At 72.9% G+C, this 17,863-nt stretch carries 15 protein-coding genes; 6 read left to right on the top strand and 9 right to left on the bottom strand.

Annotated elements, in window-relative coordinates:
* Positions 1 to 4: 4 nt before the first annotated feature.
* From pcaC to AB0I91_RS28030, 7 genes are read right to left on the bottom strand one after another with little or no spacing between them, the layout of a single operon-like run.
* A complete protein-coding gene (pcaC, locus tag AB0I91_RS28060; RefSeq protein ID WP_498773280.1) occupies positions 5 to 367 on the bottom strand; it encodes a 4-carboxymuconolactone decarboxylase in 363 nt (120 codons plus the stop codon).
* Complete coding sequence (gene pcaD, locus AB0I91_RS28055; RefSeq protein WP_498773278.1) at positions 364 to 1,113, bottom strand: 3-oxoadipate enol-lactonase; 750 nt, start codon at positions 1,111 to 1,113, stop codon at positions 364 to 366. Before pcaD ends, pcaC begins: the two co-directional genes overlap by 4 nt.
* A complete protein-coding gene (gene pcaB, locus AB0I91_RS28050; RefSeq protein ID WP_498773276.1) occupies positions 1,110 to 2,498 on the bottom strand; it encodes a 3-carboxy-cis,cis-muconate cycloisomerase in 1,389 nt (462 codons plus the stop codon). The genes pcaD and pcaB overlap by 4 nt, the downstream gene beginning before the upstream one ends.
* On the bottom strand, positions 2,473 to 3,048 hold the full coding sequence (pcaG, locus tag AB0I91_RS28045) for a protocatechuate 3,4-dioxygenase subunit alpha (protein WP_498773274.1): 576 nt from the start codon (positions 3,046 to 3,048) through the stop codon (positions 2,473 to 2,475). Before pcaG ends, pcaB begins: the two co-directional genes overlap by 26 nt.
* Positions 3,041 to 3,763, bottom strand: a complete 723-nt coding sequence (gene pcaH / locus AB0I91_RS28040) for a protocatechuate 3,4-dioxygenase subunit beta (RefSeq protein ID WP_498773272.1) — start codon at positions 3,761 to 3,763, stop codon at positions 3,041 to 3,043. Before pcaH ends, pcaG begins: the two co-directional genes overlap by 8 nt.
* 33 nt (positions 3,764 to 3,796) lie before the next feature.
* Positions 3,797 to 4,519 carry a CoA-transferase subunit beta gene (locus tag AB0I91_RS28035; RefSeq protein WP_498773464.1) on the bottom strand — a complete coding sequence of 241 codons (723 nt, stop codon included), beginning with the start codon at positions 4,517 to 4,519 and terminating at the stop codon, positions 3,797 to 3,799.
* A 23-nt stretch (positions 4,520 to 4,542) separates the two neighbouring features.
* Positions 4,543 to 5,340: a CoA transferase subunit A gene (locus AB0I91_RS28030; RefSeq protein WP_498773270.1), complete on the bottom strand. Its 798-nt coding sequence runs from the start codon at positions 5,338 to 5,340 to the stop codon at positions 4,543 to 4,545.
* A 196-nt stretch (positions 5,341 to 5,536) separates the two neighbouring features.
* Here AB0I91_RS28030 and AB0I91_RS28025 point away from each other — a divergent pair, with 196 nt between their 5' ends.
* From AB0I91_RS28025 to AB0I91_RS28010, 4 genes are read left to right on the top strand one after another with little or no spacing between them, the layout of a single operon-like run.
* Positions 5,537 to 7,105, top strand: a complete 1,569-nt coding sequence (locus tag AB0I91_RS28025) for a DUF4331 domain-containing protein (RefSeq protein ID WP_499639604.1) — start codon at positions 5,537 to 5,539, stop codon at positions 7,103 to 7,105.
* A 21-nt stretch (positions 7,106 to 7,126) separates the two neighbouring features.
* Positions 7,127 to 8,389 (top strand): tetratricopeptide repeat protein, encoded by a 1,263-nt coding sequence (locus AB0I91_RS28020; RefSeq protein WP_498773266.1) that lies wholly within the window; start codon positions 7,127 to 7,129, stop codon positions 8,387 to 8,389.
* Between the two features lie 11 nt (positions 8,390 to 8,400).
* Positions 8,401 to 9,753 carry an urease accessory protein UreH domain-containing protein gene (locus tag AB0I91_RS28015; RefSeq protein ID WP_499639602.1) on the top strand — a complete coding sequence of 451 codons (1,353 nt, stop codon included), beginning with the start codon at positions 8,401 to 8,403 and terminating at the stop codon, positions 9,751 to 9,753.
* On the top strand, positions 9,750 to 10,121 hold the full coding sequence (locus tag AB0I91_RS28010; protein ID WP_499639600.1) for a hypothetical protein: 372 nt from the start codon (positions 9,750 to 9,752) through the stop codon (positions 10,119 to 10,121). The genes AB0I91_RS28015 and AB0I91_RS28010 overlap by 4 nt, the downstream gene beginning before the upstream one ends.
* Here the strand turns inward: AB0I91_RS28010 and AB0I91_RS28005 are convergent.
* Positions 10,103 to 10,789: a maleylpyruvate isomerase family mycothiol-dependent enzyme gene (locus AB0I91_RS28005; RefSeq protein WP_498773260.1), complete on the bottom strand. Its 687-nt coding sequence runs from the start codon at positions 10,787 to 10,789 to the stop codon at positions 10,103 to 10,105. The genes AB0I91_RS28010 and AB0I91_RS28005 overlap by 19 nt on opposite strands.
* A 102-nt stretch (positions 10,790 to 10,891) precedes the next feature.
* On the opposite strand from AB0I91_RS28005, the gene AB0I91_RS28000 reads away from it, so the two are divergent.
* Positions 10,892 to 11,725 (top strand): septum formation family protein, encoded by an 834-nt coding sequence (locus AB0I91_RS28000; protein ID WP_499639597.1) that lies wholly within the window; start codon positions 10,892 to 10,894, stop codon positions 11,723 to 11,725.
* Positions 11,726 to 11,733: 8 nt separating this feature from the next.
* On the opposite strand, the gene AB0I91_RS27995 is transcribed toward AB0I91_RS28000, so the two are convergent.
* Positions 11,734 to 13,134, bottom strand: a complete 1,401-nt coding sequence (locus AB0I91_RS27995) for a PP2C family protein-serine/threonine phosphatase (RefSeq protein ID WP_499639595.1) — start codon at positions 13,132 to 13,134, stop codon at positions 11,734 to 11,736.
* A gap of 95 nt (positions 13,135 to 13,229) precedes the next feature.
* On the opposite strand from AB0I91_RS27995, the gene AB0I91_RS27990 reads away from it, so the two are divergent.
* Positions 13,230 to 17,690, top strand: a complete 4,461-nt coding sequence (locus AB0I91_RS27990) for a hybrid sensor histidine kinase/response regulator (protein ID WP_499639593.1) — start codon at positions 13,230 to 13,232, stop codon at positions 17,688 to 17,690.
* The last annotated feature ends 173 nt before the right edge of the window (positions 17,691 to 17,863 follow it).

Genomic DNA, 17,863 nt, shown 5'->3' with positions numbered 1-17,863 from the left:
CGGGTCAGTCCGACGCCAGGATCGGTTGGGCCACGGCGAACGCGCGGTTCGCGGCCGGGACGCCCGCGTAGACGCCCACCTGCAGCAGCACTTCCTTGATCTCCTCCGCCGTCACGCCGTTGCGCAACGCCGCGCGCACGTGCATCGCCAGCTCGTGCTCGTGCCCCAGCGCGGCCAGCACCGCCAGCGTGACGCAGGACCGCGCCCGCCGGTCCAGGCCGGGCCGGGTCCACACCTCGCCCCACGCGTAGCGGGTGATGAAGTCCTGGAAATCCGCGGTGAACGCGTCGGTGTTCGCGACCGCCCGGTCGACGTGCTCGTCGCCGAGCACCTCCCGCCGCACGCGCATGCCCTCGTCGAAGCTCACAGGTGCGCCTCCAGGATCGCCGACACCTCGTCGGCCGCCTCCACGTTCGCCAGGTGCGCCCCGGGCACGACGTGGAACGACGCGCCCGGCACCGAGTCGGCGATGAAACGACCCCAGTCCGGTGGCGTGGCCTCGTCGTCCGCACCCGCGACGACCACCGTCGGCGCCTCGATCACCGGCAGCACGGACCGCAAGTCCATCGCCGCCAACGCCTCGCAGCACGCCGCATACCCCTCGTCGTCCACTTCGGACAGACCGGCCTCGAACGCGGCCACCACCTCGGGCGAGCGGGAGCGGAACGCCGGGGTGAACCAGCGACCGGCGGCCGCGGCCGCGATCGAACCGGTGCCCGACGACCGCACGGCCGCCGCGCGGTCCAACCACGGTCGCGCGCACGGGAACCCGGCCGCCGTGCAGCACAGCACCAGCCGCTCGATCCGCTCCGGCGCGTGCCCGGCCAGCCACATGCCGACCATGCCGCCCATCGACACGCCGCAGTACGACACCTTGGCCAGCCCCAGCGCGTCCAGCAGCTCCAGCACGTCGTCGGCGAGGTCGTCGATCCGGTACGGGCCGGGCCCCGCCGGGGAACCACCGTGGCCCCGGTGGTCGTAGCGCAGCACCCGGAACCGCCGGTGCAGCACGGGCAGCTGCCGGTCCCACAACGCGGTCGTGGTGCCCAGCGAGTTGCCCAGGACGAGGACCGGCGCGTCCGGCGGCCCGCTCAACTCGTAGTGCGGCTTCACGGCCGGCTCCTCCCCCGGTGCGCCGCGAGGGCGCGGTCGGTGAACTCGCCCGCGGCGCCGGTGTACCCGGCCGGGTCGAGCGCGTCGTCTATCTCCTTCTCCGACAAGCCGATCCGCAGGTCGGCCAGCAGCGCGTCGCGCAGCGAAAGCCCGGCCGCCACCGCGGTCCGGCACACCTCGGCGACCAGCTCCTGCGCCTCCGACCGGCCGATCCGCCTCGCCAGCCGCACGGCCACGTTCTCGGCCATCAGCAGCCCGCCGGTCAGGTCCAGGTTGCGGCGCATCCGCTCCGGGTCGACCCGCAACCGCGACAGCAGCTCACGGGTGCCGCGCACCGCGCCGCCGACCAGCCGCAGCAGCTCGGTGACGGTCTGCCACTCGCTGTGCCACGCGCCGGCCGCGCGTTCGTGCTCCTGCGCCATCGCCGACAGCACCGTGGCCACCAGCCCCGGCACGCGGCGGGTGCACGCGGTCACCAGCACCGCGCGCACCGGGTTGTGCTTGTGCGGCATCGCCGACGACGTGCCGCCGTCGGCCTCGGCCACCTCGGCGACCTCGGTCTGCGCCAGCAGCACCACGTCCTGCGCGATCTTGGCCAGCACCCCGGACGCCTCGCCGAGCGCGCCCGCCAGCTCGGCCACCCTGGTCCGGTTGGTGTGCCACGGGATCAGCGGCGCGGTCAGGCCGAGCTGGGCGGCCAGCTCCGCGGTCAGGTCGCCGCCCGGGCCGACCGCGGCCAGCGTGCCCGCCGCGCCGCCGAACTGCACGGCCAGCCGCTGCGTGCGCACGCGGGTCAGGGCGGTCTCGGCCTCGTCCACCGCGACCAGCCAGCCCGCGCACTTGAGCCCGAACGTGGTCGGCAGGGCGTGCTGGGTCAGCGTGCGGCCGGCGATCAGGGTGTCCCGGTGCCGTCGCGCGAGCCGTTCGCACTCGGCGGCCACGCCGCGCAGCCCTTCCAGGATCGGCCCGAGCGCGCGGAACGCGACCAGCGACAACGCCGTGTCGAGCACGTCCTGGCTGGTGGCGCCGTTGTGCACGGCCGCACGCCCCTCGGGGGTGACGTGCGCGCCGATCGCCCGGACCAGCGGCACGACGGGCGTGCCCGACGTGAGGGCGCCCTCGCCGAGGGCGACCGGGTCGTAGTGGCCGACGTCGATGGCCGTGACGACCATCCGGGCGGCCTCCTCGGACACGATGCCCGCCCTGGCCTGCACGATCGCCAGCGCGCGCTCGAAGTCCAGCATGGCGCGCAGCCACGCCCGGTCGCAGGTCTCGTCGTCCACGTCCGGGTCGGTGAACAGCGTGCCCCAGAGCGAGCGCGTGCCCGGTTCGCGCGGCCCGGACGACCGGCCGCCGTGCTCAGAGGTCGAAGAAGACGGTTTCATGCTCCCCTTGCAGGTGGATGTCGAAGCGGTAGCCAGGTGGCTCCGTCTCGGCGATGAGCGTGGGCCGCCTGGCCGGGTCGATCGAGGTGAGCACCGGGTCGTCGGCGTTGGCCTCCTCGTCGGGGAAGTAGATCCGGGTGACCAGTCGCACCAGCATGCCCCGGCAGAACACCGACACGTCGAGGTGGGGTGCCTGCACGCCGTCCGCCGCCGCACCGCCGCCGGTCGCGGGCAGCGGGCCGGGCTTGACGGTCAGCAGCGAGTACCGCCCCTCGGGGTCCGTGGCGCTGCGGCCGAAGCCGCGGAAATCCTTCCAGCGCACCGCGCCGCGCGGGTCGTCGGGGTGGTCGAACCGGCCCTCGGGGTCGGCCTGCCAGGTCTCGACCACCGCATCGGGCACCGGCACGCCCGCGCCGTCGTACACCGTCCCGGCGATCCGGAACGCGCCCGGCGTGCCCTCGGGCACCACGTACGGGCCGTCGGGCCACACCAGGCCGAACGAGAAGAACGGGCCGACGGTCTGCGACGGGGTCGTCCGGAGCTCACTCATCGTCGTCCTCCTCGTCCAGCGGCGTGGGGTTCTTGCCGCGCAGCACGATGTCCCACCGGTAGCCGAGCGCCCACTCGGGCACGGTGGTGTCCAGGTCGAACCGGGCCACCATCGCCTCGCGGGCCTTCGGGTCGCGGACCGAGTTGAAGATCGGGTCGTGGGCGCACAGCGGGTCGCCCGGGAAGTACATCTGGGTGATCAGCCGCTGGGTGAACGCGGTGCCGAACAGCGAGAAGTGGATGTGCGCGGGCCGCCAGGCGTTGTCGTGGTTGCGCCACGGGTACGCGCCCGGCTGGATGGTGGTGAACGAGTACCGGCCCTCGGCGTCGGTGACGACGCGGCCGACGCCGGTGAAGTTCGGGTCCAGCGGCGCGGGGTGCCGGTCGGCGTCGTGCCGGTACCGGCCGCCCGCGTTGGCCTGCCACACCTCCAGCAGGGTGCCCGCGACCGGCCGGCCGTCGCCGTCGAGCACGCGGCCGGCGACGATGATGCGCTGGCCCTGCGGCTCGCCGTCGTGGCCGAGGGTCAGGTCGTTGTCGTGCGGACCGACGCGGCCCTCGCCGAGCAGCGGCCCGGTGATCTCGCCGAGCCGCTGCGGCAGCAGCTCGAACGGCCGGTGCGGCGCCCGCAGCACGTTGGACCGGTACTCGGGGAAGGCCACCGGCGGGTGTGACGGCGTGTCCGGCCGGTAGGTGTGCGGCAGGTGGGTCGGCACCGGGTTCTCCTGTTCGTCGTGCCGAGGGGTGGTCTAGCGGGTCAGCTCGCGGAGCACGGCGAGCTCGCGGTCGGTGGGTGGTTCGCCGCGGTCCAGCTCGTCGGCGACCTTGAGGTCCCACCCGGTGCGCTCGCGCGCGGTCGCCAGGTCGACGCCGGGGTGCAACGAGGTCAGCACCAGCTCGCAGGTGCGCGGGTCGGGCCGCAGCACGCCGAGGTCGGTGATCACCAGTCGCGGCCCGGCGCCGGTCAGGCCGAGCTCCTCGCGCCCGCCCGGCCCGGAGCCGAAGCCGAACGAGGTGACGAAGTCGACCCGCTCCACGAACGCGCGTTCGGTCTGCCGCACCACCACGACCACCTCGCGGCACGACGCGGCGATCTCCGGGGCGCCGCCCGCGCCGGGCAGCCGCACGCCGGGGTTGCGGTAGTCGCCGCCGATCACGGTCGTGTTGATGTTGCCGAACCGGTCCAGCTGGGCCGCGCCGAGGAAGCCGACGTCGATCCGGCCCGGTTGCAGCCAGTAGTTGAAGATCTCCGGCACGCCGACCACGCTGACCGCGGTGTCGGCCAGCACGCCGTCGCCGATCGACAGCGGCAGCCGGTCCGGCTTCGCGCCGATCGTGCCGGACTCGTAGACCAGCACGAGGTCCGGCGCGTGCGTGCGGCGGGCCAGGTTGGCCGCGGTGCTGGGCAGGCCGATGCCGACGAAGCACACCGCTCCGTCGCGCAGCGCCCGCGCCGCCGCGACCGTCATCATCTCGTCGGGCGTGTACCGCGCGCTCACGCGACGCTCTCCAACCACTGCGCGAACCGGTCCCGGTCGCGGCTGATCTCGTCCCACGCCACGTAGAAGTCGTTGTCCCGCACCGAGTAGTCGTGCGCGTAGGACGGGTGCGCGCCGCCCGGCGCCTCGGCGACGTAGTCCACCACCCAGGACGGCAGCACCACCGCGCCCGGCCGTGGCTCCAGCTCGTCCACGACCTCCTCGACGGTGACGAGCGAGCGGGTCGCGGCCAGCACCGCCTCCTTCTGCACGCCCGTGATGCCCCAGAGCTGCACGTTGCCGTGCCGGTCGGCGCGTTGGGCGTGCACGACGGCGGCGTCCAGCCGGAGCGCGGCGACCGCGGTCAGCACCTCCCCGGTGAACGGGCAGGTCACCGAGGCGATGTTGGCGGTCTGGGCGGGCAGGTCGGTGCCGGTGTAGCCGCGCAGCACGGCGAACGGCAGCCCGGACGCCGCGGCGACGTACCGGTTGGCCATGCCCGCGTGGCTGTGCTCCTCCAGCTCCAGCGGGCGCGGCCAGCCGTGCTGCACGGCGTCGCGGAACCGGTGCAGCGAGCCGACGCCGGGGTTGCCGCCCCACGAGAACACCAGCTTGCGCGCGCAGCCCGCGCCGATGAGCTGGTCGTAGAGCACGTCGGGCGTCATCCGGACCAGGGTCAGGTCGCGCCTGCCCTGCCGGATCACCTCGTGCCCGGCGGCGAACGGGATCAAGTGCGTGAACCCCTCGAAAGCCACGGTGTCGCCGTCGCGCACGACCTGCGCGACGGCCTCCGCGAGGGGTGCGATGGTGGCCAATCCGACCTCCGGGGCGCGCGGCCGGAACCGGCGGTTGTCGTGCGGCTGACGTGGGCGAACGCTAGGGAGCGCGCCGGCGGCGGGTCAACGGGATCTTCCACTCACCGGAAGCCCCGACCCCCTACCTTCTGAACCGGACGTGCCCGCGGGCCGAACTGCCTCATGTCAGCTCGCGCATCCGATGAAGGGATCGAGCATGTCCACACCGCTCACCGGCCGCCGCGCCGCCAAGGCGGTCGCGCTGGCCGCGGTCGGCGCCACGGCCCTGGCCACCGGTCTGCTCGGCGCGTCCGGTGCGGCCGCGTCGAGCCACCGCGAGGCGCCGCTGATCGCGGGCGACCCGGCGGTCGACAACACCGACGTCTACGCGTTCGTCAGCCCCGACCACCCGGACACCGTGACGCTGATCGCGAACTTCTCCCCGTTCCAGGAGCCGAACGGCGGCCCGAACTTCTACCCCTTCGCGACCGACGCGCGCTACGACCTGAACGTCGACAACGACGGCGACGCCCGGGCCGACCTCACCTACCGCTTCACGTTCCAGAACGACGACCGGCGCGGCAAGTCGACGTTCCTCTACAACAACGGCGCCGTGACGTCGCTGGACGACGAGAACCTGCTGTTCCGGCAGACCTACGCGCTGGAACTGGTCGACCGGCGGGGCGCGTCCACGAAGCTGGTCAGCAAGGGCAGGGTCGCGCCGTCCGACACCGGGCCGAAGTCAATGCCGGACTACCGCGCGTTGCGCGACCAGGCCATCACGCCGATCCAGGGCGGCGCGAAGGCCTACGTGGGGCAGGCGGACGACTCGTTCTTCCTCGACCTGCGGGTGTTCGACCTGCTCTACGGCGGCGACCTGTCCGAGGTCGGGCAGGACACGCTGCGCGGTTTCAACGCCAACACCATCGCGTTGCAGGTGCCGAAGGCGTGGCTGGCGTTGAAGGGCGACGCGAAGCGCAACCCGGTGATCGGGGTGTGGGGCGACACCGAGCGCCGCTCGATGGAGCTCAGCCCCGGCCGCTACCGGGCGCACGGCGACTGGGTGCAGGTGTCCCGGCTGGGGAACCCGCTGGTCAACGAGGTGGTGGTGCCGGCGGGGCTGAAGGACAGGTTCAACTCGCTGACACCGGACCAGGACGGCAGGGTCGAGGAGCTCGTGGACCGGGTGGCGAACCCGGAACTGCCCGCGCTGGTGGAGGCGATCTACCGGGTCCCCGCGCCGAAGGGCCGCCGCGACGACCTGGTGGAGATCTTCCTGACCGGCATCACCACCGAGCTCGGCGGTCCGATCAAGGCCGACCTGAACTCGCAGGTCCTGAACGCCGACGTGGACGAGCGCGAGTTCGTGCCGTCCGAGCAGCTGCGGCTGAACATGGCGGTCCCGCCGGCGGCCGAGCCGAACCGCCTCGGCGTGCTCGTCAAGGACAACCAGGGCTTCCCCAACGGGCGCAGGCTGTCCGACGACGTGCTGGACATCGGGTTGCAGGCGCTGGAGGGCGCGGCGGTGAACGGCGTGGTCGAGGCGCTGGCCGCCGGCGACAAGGTGGACGCGAACGAGAACGCGTTCGAGAAGCGGTTCCCGTACGTGGCCCTGCCGAACAACACCGCGGTCAACGCGGGCGGCACGGAGGTCGCGATCAAGCCGACCGCGGGCGGCGGCGTGCCGACCGCGCCCCTGTTGAGCGGGCTGCTCGCCATCCTGCTGATCGGCGCCGGGGCCTGGGTCCTGCGCCACCGCGTCCAGCAGGACCCCCCGACCGAGTAGTCCCCGTCCCGGGAGAACGCCATGCTCCGGCTCGTCGCCGTCACCGCCGTCGTCGGCGGGATCGCCCTGCTCGTCACGACCGTGACCTCCTTGTCCACTTCGGACGCTCCGGCGCCGCCGGCCGGCGCGGTGGCGGAGGTCGCCGCGCACCGGACCGTCTCGGCGTTGCAGGACAAGCTACGCCGCACGCCGTCGGACGCGGGCGCGTGGGCCGCGTTGGGCTCGGCGTACGTCGAGCAGGCGCGGATCACCGGCGACCCGTCGTACTACGAGAAGGCGCGGGGCGCGCTGGACACGTCGTTGCGGCACCAGCCGGAGGGCAACGGGTTCGCGTCGATCGGGTTGGGCGCGCTGGCGAACGCGCGGCACGACTTCGCGGCGGCCCGCGACCACGCGTCACGGGCGCAGGCGGTGCTGCCGGACACCGCGGAGGTGTACGGGGTGCTGGCCGACGCGTTGACGCAGCTCGGGATGCCGGCCGAGGCCACCGCCGCGGTGCAGCGGATGCTGGACCTGGAGCCCGGCGTCCCGTCGTTCACGCGGGCCGCCTACGACCTGGAGCAACGCGGGGACGTGCCGGGCGCGCGCGAGGCGCTGGAGCGGGCGTTGGCCGCGGCGGGCGCCGCGCCGGACGTGGTGTTCTGCCGCTACCACCTGGGTGAGCTGGCGTTCGACAACGGTGACCTGGACGAGGCGCTGTCGCAGTACTCGCAAGGGCTGGTGGTGGACCCGCGCGACGTGATGTCGTCGCAGGGCAAGGCGAAGGTCCTGTTCGCGCGCGGTTCGGTGGACGAGGCGCTGCGGCTGTACTCGGAACTGGTGCAGCGCGCGCCGTTGCCGCAGCTCGTGCACGAGCACGCCACCATGCTGCGTGCGGCGGGACGTGACCCCGCGCCGCAGTTCGCCGTGCTGGAACGGCAGTTCGCCCTGGCGCCGGACGACCTGGCGGCGTCCGCGGTGGCGGCGGACCGGGGTGACGCGGTGTCGGCGTTGCGGCTGGCGGAGGCCGAGTGGGGACGGCGGCAGCACGTGCTGGTGGCCGACGCGCTGGCGTGGGCGCTGCACCTGAACGGTCGGCACGAGGAGGCGTTGGCGTTCGCCGACCGCGCGGTCTCGACCGGGTGGCACAACGCCGGGTTCCTGTACCACCGGGGCATGATCCTGGCCGCGCTGGGACGTGGTGACGAGGCGGCGGGGGTGTTGGACGAGGCGTTGCGGATCAACCCGCACTTCTCGTTCGTGGACGCGCCGCGGGCGCGGGCGGCGCTGGACGGTCTGCGGTGAAGGTGCTCGGCGTGGTGTTGCTGGGGTTGCTGCTGTTCCCGGCGCAGGCGGGCGCGCACCCGTTGGGCAACTTCACGGTCAACCACTACCACGGGATCACCGTGCACCCGGATCGCGTGACCGTGCGCGCGGTGGTGGACACCGCCGAGATCCCCACGGTGCAGGAGCGGCCGGCGGAGGTGGTCGGCTACGCGGCACGCGAGTGCGCCGCCCTGTCGCGGGCCACGGCGGTGGAGGTGGACGGCCGGGCCGTGCCGGTCGAGGTGCGGTCGAGCGCGGTCGAGTTCCCGCCCGGTGACGCGGGGCTGCCGACCACCCGGCTGACCTGCGTGGTGGAGGCCGGCGCGTCGGGGGCGACGGTGGCGGTGCGGGCCGGGTACCGGGACGACCGCGTCGGCTGGCGGGAGATGACGGCGGTGGGCGACGGCGTGGCGCTGCTCGACCCGCCGGTGCCGGCGGTGAGCGTGACGGGTGAGTTGCGCGAGTACCCGGACGACCTGCTGGCGGACCCGGTGGACGTGCGTTCGGTGGTGTTGCGGGTCGGGGCGGGGTCGTCCGCGCCGGTGGTCGGCACGGCGGTGGGTGGGCCGTCGTGGGTGGGCGCGGCCACGCGGGCGTTCACGTCGTTCGCCGGCGTTCGGGACCCGACGCCGTGGGTCGGGGTGTTGGCGGTGCTGTTGTCGCTGGTCCTGGGCGCGGGGCACGCGGCGTTGCCGGGGCACGGGAAGACCGTGATCGCGGCGTACCTGGCCGGGCGGGCGGGCACGCCGCGTGACGCCCTGGTGGTGGGTGCGGCGGTGACGGTGACGCACACGGCCGGGGTGTTGGTGGTGGGGTTGCTGATCAGCGCGACCAGTGCGGTGGCGGGTGACGCGGTGCTGCGGTGGTTGGGGGTGGTGAGCGGCCTGCTGGTGGCGGTGATCGGTGTCGGGCTGCTGCGCACGTCGCTGAGGGAACGCCGGCCGGCGCTCGTCGGTCACGGGCACGGGCACGGCCACGGGCATGGGCACGGGCACGGGCACGGGCACGGGCATCGTGTCGGGCGGAGCGGTCTGGTCGGCATGGGTGTGGCGGGTGGTCTGGTGCCGAGCCCGTCCGCGCTGGTCGTGCTGCTCGGCGCGGTGGCGCTGGGCCGGACCTGGTTCGGCGTGCTGCTCGTCCTCGGCTACGGCCTCGGCCTGGCCGTCACGCTGACCGCCGTCGGCCTCGTCCTGGTCCGCCTGCGGGACCGCCTGGCCGCCGTCGAACGCCTGCGCGACCGCTTCACCGCCCTGCCCGTGATCACCGCGGCCCTCGTGCTGACCGTCGGCCTGGGACTGGCCTTGCGGGCGGCCTCGGGGCTGTGGGTATCTTGCGCACTGTGACGACGCCGGTGGTACGCGTGACCGAGTGGTCGGGGAAGTCCTGGGACGAGCCGTCCGAGGCCGCCCTGCACGACCTCCTCGCCGACCTGGACCTGACCCAGCGACACCTGACCGTGCACCGGCTCGACCTGGAGCCGGCCGGGCAGCACTACCTGCGGGTGCACCTGAACGACGACCTCAGCCACCTCGTGGAGCACCACGCGGGCGGCCCGGACCGCCAGTTCCGGGCGCAGGTGCCCCGGCAGCCCGACGTGATCGGGGTCGGCCCCGTCGCGGCGGTGCTCGCGGACTGGGCGTTCGGCCGAGAGGGGTGGCGCGAGGCCCTGCACTGGGTGCCGCTGTCGCTGGATCAGTCCGGCAGGTCCTGACGGCGCGCCGGGTACGACGGCCACGGGCCGAGCTCCGGCAGCGGCGCGGCGGAGGTGGGCGGCTCGTCGGGCTCGCGGCCGGCGAGCCAGGCGGCGAGGTCGCGCACCCCGCCGACGACCTCCGTGCCCGTGCCCCACGTCCTCGGCACGTCGGTCGCCCGCAGGGACACGCCGGCGGGCAACCGCGCTCGCAGCACGCCGATGGTGTGCACGGCGAAGTCCGCGCTCCACTCGGCGGGCCGGACGCCGAGGTCGAGGTCCAGCAGGTGGATCCACACCTCGCGCCAGCGCGTGAACACCGGCGGGACCTGGTCGGCCTCGTCGGGGTCGACCGGCTCCGACCAGTCGGCGACGCCCGCCCACGCCCGTTCCAGGCGTTCGGACTGCTCCGCGGTCGCGGCCCGGTGCTCAGCCGCGCCGCGGTGCGCGGTGGCCTCGATGATCGCGTCCCGTTCGCCGGGCTCCCACATCGCCACCCGCTCGCCGCGCGACCAGTGCTCGACCACCCGGCTGCGGGCGCGGGCCGCGTCGGCGAGGTGGGCCAGCACGTGCCCCCGCGTCCAGCCCGGCAGCCGCGACGGCGCCGCGACCTGCGCGTCGGTCAGGTCGGCGATCGCGTCGAGCAGCCGGCGGTGCGCTCGCGCGACCTCGGCGAGAGGTGGCTCCACAGCACCCGATCCTAGGGACCGGGGACGTCGGGTGCGCCGTCCCGCGGGCAGGTTGCTGCCATCGCGGCACCGGCGCGGGTGATCGAACTTTACGGTGGCCCGGTGGTTGATTCCCTGTGGTGGCGCGGCGTTGCCGGGGTGCTCGCGCTCGTGCTGACGAGTGCCTGCGGCGGCACCTCGGTGCCCGGCACGCCGCGAGCGGCGGCGCCGGTGGTGACCACGACCTCCGCCGAGCCACCGCCGAAGCGGGTGGGTTCCCACGGACCCGGCGACTGCCTGGCCATCGTGGACAACGCCTTCCAGCCCGTCGGCTGCGAGCGGGAGCACCAGGCGGAGGTGGCGCTGTCCGACCACCTGCCGACCGGGTTCCCGGCCGGCTACCCACCGGTCGGCACGACGATCTCGCCCACGTGCCGCGACGCGATGGCCGCGTACCTGGGCGGTCCGGACGCCGAGGCCACGCGGCTGGAACACCGGGTCCTGTGGCCGACGCCGGAGCAGTGGGCCGCCGGTGAGCGGTGGTTCGCCTGCGCGATGCTGGAACGCGGGCCGGACAACAAGGCGGCGACGCGGACCGGGAGCGTCAAGGGCGCGCTCGCCGCGGGTCTCGGCGCGCTGCGGCGGTGCTACGCCGGCGAGCCGCTGGACGAGCCGACGCGGGTCGTGCCCTGCGACCAGCCGCACCGCAGCGAAGCCGTGCCCGGGGTCGTCCGGCTGGGGTCCCACACCGATCCCGCGCCGAGCTACGGGACGATGATGGAGCTGTCGATGGACCGCTGCATCCGCGCGGTCGAGGCGTACCTGGGCGGGTCACGGCCGGGCGTCACGGCGAGGTCGGTCATGCCGGCCCAGGAGTACTGGCCCTCCGGCGCCACGACCGCGGTCTGCTACGCCATCAGCACCGAACCGGTGACCGGCACGCTCGGCGCCCGCTAGCCGCTGCCTCAGGACGCCGCTTGCAGCACGAGCAGGGTCAGGTCGTCGTGCTCCGCCTGCCCCAGCCAGTCGAACACGACGCGCCGCAGGTGGTCCGACACCGCCTCGGCCGACAGGCCGGCGCAGTCCGCCAGCGCCGCCTTCAGCCGCACGTCGCCGAACAGCTCCTGCCGGTCGTCGTGCTTGCGCGCCTCGGTCAACCCGTCGCTGTAGAGCAGCAACGTCTCCCCCGACCCGAGGGCGACGGTCGTCTGGTTGAACCGCACCTCCGGCAGCACGCCGACGATCCCGCCGTGCACGGCGACCTCGTCCACCCGACCGTCGGCCCGCAGCACGAGCGGCGCGGGGTGGCCGCCGGCGGCCAGGGTCAGCCGCAGGCCGCCGGTCTGGACCGGCATCATCGTGCCGACGACGAGCGTGGTGAACAGGCGACTGCCCGCGGCCCGCAGAGCCGCGTTGAGCAGGTACAGCAGCTGCGCGGGCCGCTGCTCGACCACGAGCAGGGTGTGCAGGCTGCGCCGCACCCGGCTGCTGTGCACGGCGGCCTCCAACCCGTTGCCCGCCACGTCGCCGAGCACGAACGCCGCGCTGCCGTCCTCACGGGGGTGGACGTCGTAGAAGTCGCCGCCGACCAGGACCCGCCGGTGCGCCGGCTCGTAGACGCCGGCCAGGTGGACGCCCGGGACCTCCGGCAGGGGCAGGGGCAGCAGGTCGGCCTTCAGCGCCTCCACGGTCTGCTGCTGCTCGCTGAACCGGGTGCTCGCCTCGACCGCCGCGGCGGCCCGCGCCGCGTACCGCTTGAGCAGGTCGACGTGCCACGTGCCGCCGAAGCAGACCAGCGCGCCGCCCTCGGTCAGCGGCACGGCCACGCCGACACCGGACGCGCCCCACGGGCCCTCGCCCAGCTCGGCCAGCTCGGCGTGGTCGACCCGCCGTTCCAGCACGGCGGTGAGGCCGGGCGCGGTGCCGGCGACCTGGCGGGTGGTGCGGGCCACGGCCACGTCGCCGGCGGGCGTGCGCCGCCACCATTCGAGACGGCCGCGGACGCCGGGCAGCACCACGACGGCGTGCTCGGCGGGCGCGAGCTCGACCACGGCGCGCAGCGTCGCCGCACGCTCCGTGAGCGAGGTCATCCGGCGGGCGGCGTCGTCGAGGAAGTCGTCCACGCCCCGGTACAAGGCCACCCAGCCGTCGCCGAGGTCCTGCCGCCGGCCGCGACCGGTGCCGCCGTCCGGCAGCATCGAGCCCGTCCGGACCTGCGGGAACAGCGCGGGTGCGAGAGGGTTGGCCAACCGGACGACACCTTCCGGGTCCAGCACGACGACGGCCTCGTGGAAGCCGTCGACCACGCGACGCCACGCGTCGAGGTCGAGGCCCGTGTCGGCGCCTTGCCGGTAGCCCTGGGCCATCACGGCTCCTGTGTGTCGGGTCGACCCAACCTATCGGACAAGTTGCCTCCAACAGTGGCAGGCTTGGCGCAGTTCCGCTGACATCGGAGGCTCGTGTGACGACCGCCCAGGACGACACGGACGTGACCCTGTCCCGACTGCTGACCGCGATGCGTGAGATGAAGGACGGCAATTTCCGCCGTCGTCTCGTGGTGCCCAAAAGGGGCGGAGACCGCGACGGGGTGACAGCCGAGCTGGCCGAGGTCTTCAACGAGATCGCGGAGCGCAACCAGTGGCTGGTGGGCGAGCTGGTCCGGGTGCGGCAGTCGGTCGGTCAGGAGGGCAGGCTCGGCGAGCGGCTGGCCCCGAGCACCTCGACCGGTGGCTGGGCCACGGCGGCGGACTCGGTGAACGGCCTGATCGGCGACCTGACCAGGCCGACCGCCGAGCTGAGCCGCGTGCTCGCCGCGGTCGCCGAGGGCGACCTGTCGCAGGAGATCGTGGTGGACGCGCGCGGCGAGGTCGCGGTGCTGGTGGAGAGCTTCAACTCGATGACGGCCACGCTGCGCACGTTCGCGGGCGAGGTCACGCGGGTGGCGCGCGAGATCGGCACCGACGGGCGGCTCGGCGGCACGGCGGTCGTGCCGGGGGTGGCGGGCACGTGGAAGGACCTGACCGACTCGGTCAACTTCATGTCCGACAACCTGACCAAGCAGGTCCGCGACATCGCGCAGGTGGCGACGGCGGTGGCGCAGGGCGACCTGTCGCAGAAGATCACCGTGACGGTGGCGGGCGAGATGCTGGAGTTGAAGGACACCGTCAACACGATGGTGGATCAGCTGTCGTCGTTCGCGGATGAGGTCACGCGTGTGGCGCGCGAGGTCGGCACGGACGGGCGGTTGGGCGGTCAAGCCCAGGTGCCCGGGGTGGCCGGGACCTGGCGCGACCTGACCGACAACGTGAACTTCATGGCGAACAACCTGACCTCGCAGGTGCGGAACATCGCGCAGGTGGCGACGGCGGTGGCGCAGGGCGACCTGTCGCAGAAGATCACGGTCGACGCGCGGGGCGAGATCCTGGAGCTCAAGTCGACCATCAACACGATGGTCGACCAGCTGTCCTCGTTCGCGGATGAAGTGACGCGGGTGGCGCGCGAGGTCGGCACGGACGGACGGCTGGGAGGTCAGGCCCAGGTGCCCGGCGTGGCCGGGACCTGGCGCGACCTCACCGACTCCGTGAACTTCATGGCCGGCAACCTGACCTCCCAGGTCCGCAACATCGCGCAGGTCACGACGGCGGTCGCGCAGGGCGACCTGTCGCAGAAGATCGACGTCGACGCGCGCGGCGAGATCCTGCAGCTCAAGACCACCATCAACACGATGGTCGACCAGCTGTCGTCGTTCGCGGCCGAGGTCACCCGGGTGGCGCGCGAGGTCGGCAGCGACGGGCGGCTGGGCGGTCAAGCCCAGGTGCCGGGCGTGGCGGGCACCTGGCGCGACCTCACCGACTCCGTGAACTTCATGGCCGGCAACCTGACCTCCCAGGTCCGCAACATCGCGCAGGTCGCGACGGCGGTCGCGCGCGGCGACCTCTCGCAGAAGATCACGGTCAACGCGCGCGGCGAGATCCTGGAGCTGAAGGACACCATCAACACGATGGTCGACCAGCTGTCCTCCTTCGCCGACGAAGTCACGCGCGTGGCCCGCGAGGTGGGCACGGACGGGCGGTTGGGCGGTCAGGCGCAGGTGCCCGGGGTCGCCGGGACCTGGCGCGACCTCACCGACTCGGTCAACTTCATGGCGAACAACCTCACGGCCCAGGTCCGGTCGATCGCCCAGGTGACGACGGCGGTCGCCGGTGGCGACCTGTCCCAGAAGATCACGGTCGACGCGCGGGGCGAGATCCTGGAGCTGAAGTCGACCATCAACACGATGGTCGACCAGCTGTCCTCGTTCGCGGATGAAGTGACGCGGGTGGCGAGGGAGGTCGGCACGGACGGGCGGTTGGGTGGTCAGGCCAGGGTGCCGGGGGTCGCCGGCACGTGGAAGGACCTCACCGACAACGTCAACGTCATGGCCGACAACCTGTCCACGCAGGTCAGGTCGATCGCGGCGGTGGCGACGGCGGTCGCGGGCGGCGACCTGTCCAAGAAGATCGCGGTCGAGGCCAAGGGCGAGGTCGCGGCGCTGGCGGACACCATCAACGGCATGGTGGACACGCTGCGCGCGTTCGCCGACGAGGTCACCCGCGTGTCGCGCGAGGTCGGCACCGAGGGGATCCTCGGTGGCCAGGCCCGCGTGCCGAACGTGGCGGGCACGTGGAAGGACCTCACCGAGAACGTCAACTTCATGGCGAACAACCTCACGTCGCAGGTGCGCAACATCGCCCAGGTGACGACGGCGGTGGCGTTGGGCGACCTGTCGAAGAAGATCGACGTCGACGCGCGCGGCGAGATCCTGGAGCTGAAGACCACCATCAACACGATGGTCGACCAGCTGTCCTCCTTCGCCCAGGAGGTCACGCGCGTGGCGAGGGAGGTCGGCACCGAGGGCAAGCTCGGCGGCCAGGCCGAGGTGGAAGGCGTCTCGGGCACCTGGAAGCGGCTGACCGAGAACGTCAACGAGCTGGCCGGGAACCTGACCCGGCAGGTCCGCGCGATCGCGGTGGTGGCGACGGCGGTGACGGCGGGCGACCTGACCCGGCAGATCACCGTGGAGGCGTCCGGCGAGGTCGCCGAGCTGAAGGACAACATCAACCGGATGATCGGCAACCTGAGGGTGTCGACCCGGGCCAACCAGGAGCAGGACTGGCTGAAGACGAACCTGGCCAGGCTGTCCGGCCAGATGCAGGGGCACCGCGACCTCAACGCCATGGCGTCGCTGGTGATCAGCGAGCTGACGCCGCTGGTGTCGGCGCAGCACGGCGCGTTCTTCCTGGCGGACCCCGAGTCGAACGCCCTGGACCTGACCGCGTCCTACGGGTACACGCCGCGCGGCGGCCGGCCCACGCGGTTCACGCGCGGCGAGTCGCTGGTCGGGCAGGTCGCGGTGGAGAAGAAGACGGTGCTGGTCACCGACGTGCCGCCGGGGTACATCGAGATCGGCTCCGGGCTCGGCTCGGCGCCGCCCGCGAACCTGGTGATACTGCCGATCGTGTTCCAGGGCGAGACGCTCGGCGTGATCGAGCTGGGGTCGTTCGGCGAGTTCACCGAGGTGCACCTGGACCTGTTGGACCAGCTCAAGGAGAACATCGGCGTCAACCTGAACACGATGCTCGCGAACGCGCGGACCGACACGCTGCTGGTGGAGTCGCAGCGGCTGACCGAGGAGCTGCGGGCCGGTTCGGTCGAGCTGGAGGCGCGGGCGCGGCAGCTGTCGTCGGCGTCGAAGTACAAGTCGGAGTTCATGGCGAACATGTCGCACGAGCTGCGCACGCCGTTGAACAGCCTGCTGATCCTGGCGAAGCTGCTGGCGGACAACCTGGACGGGAACCTGAACCCGAAGCAGGTGGAGTTCGCCAAGACCATCCACTCGTCGGGCACGGACCTGCTGCAGCTGATCGACGACATCCTGGACCTGACCAAGGTCGAGGCCGGGCACATGCAGGTGCAGACGGACCCGGTGCACGTGTCCGACGTCGTCGGGTACGTCGAGGCGATGACCTCGCCGCTGGCCGCGGAGAAGGGGCTGGCGTTCGAGGTCGTGGTGGAGCCGGACGTGCCGCCCACCCTGCACACCGACGAGCACCGGTTGCAGCAGATCCTGCGGAACCTGTTGTCGAACGCGGTGAAGTTCACGCACGACGGCGAGATCAAGCTGCGGATCCGGGTGGTCGAGGGCTCGGTCGCGTTCGACGTGCAGGACACCGGCATCGGCATCCCGTCGGACAAGTTGTCGGTGATCTTCGAGGCGTTCCAGCAGGCGGACGGCACGACGTCGCGGAAGTACGGCGGCACCGGGTTGGGCCTGTCGATCAGCCGGGAGCTGGCGACGTTGCTCGACGGTCGGTTGGACGTGCGGTCCGAGCCGGGCGTCGGGTCGACGTTCACGCTGTACCTGCCGCTGGCGGAGCAGGGCCTGGTGCCGCCGGTCCCGGTGGAGCCGGAGGTCGTGCCGGAGCTGCTGACGCCCGCCGACGACGCCACGCAGGCGCTCATCGCGCCGTCGGAGCTGCCGCCCGCGCCGATGCGGTTCCACGGCGAGAAGGTGTTGATCGTCGACGACGACCTGCGGAACGTGTTCGCGTTGACGAGCGTGCTGGAGCTGCACGGGTTGCAGGTGATCTACGCGGACAACGGGATCACCGGGGTGCGGGCGTTGGAGCAGTACGACGACGTGACGCTGGTGCTGATGGACATCATGATGCCGGAGTTGGACGGGAACGCCACCATGGCCGCGATCCGGGCGATGTCGCGGTACGCCGACCTGCCGGTGATCGCGGTGACGGCCAAGGCGATGAAGGGTGACCGGGAGAAGTCCCTGGCTTCGGGGGCGACCGATTACGTGACCAAGCCGGTGGACACGGAGCACCTGCTGCGCCTGATCGCCTTCTACCTGGGCGTGGACCAGACCGACTGACCCGACGCTGGGCGTGTCCTGAGTTCAGGTCGGGAGTGTCCTGCGTTCAGGTGCGGGAGTTCGGCGTTCGGGGTGGTGCTGTTCGGCTCGATTTGACATGGGGCCCTTACGGGCACCCCAGGCAGGCCAAAGCCGGGCAGGCCTGGCGGGAAAAGCGTCCGCCAAGCCTGCCC

The organism is Actinosynnema sp. NPDC049800 (assembly GCF_040656635.1).
Taxonomy (GTDB): domain Bacteria; phylum Actinomycetota; class Actinomycetes; order Mycobacteriales; family Pseudonocardiaceae; genus Actinosynnema.
This window is presented reverse-complemented; position numbering and strand designations above follow the sequence as displayed.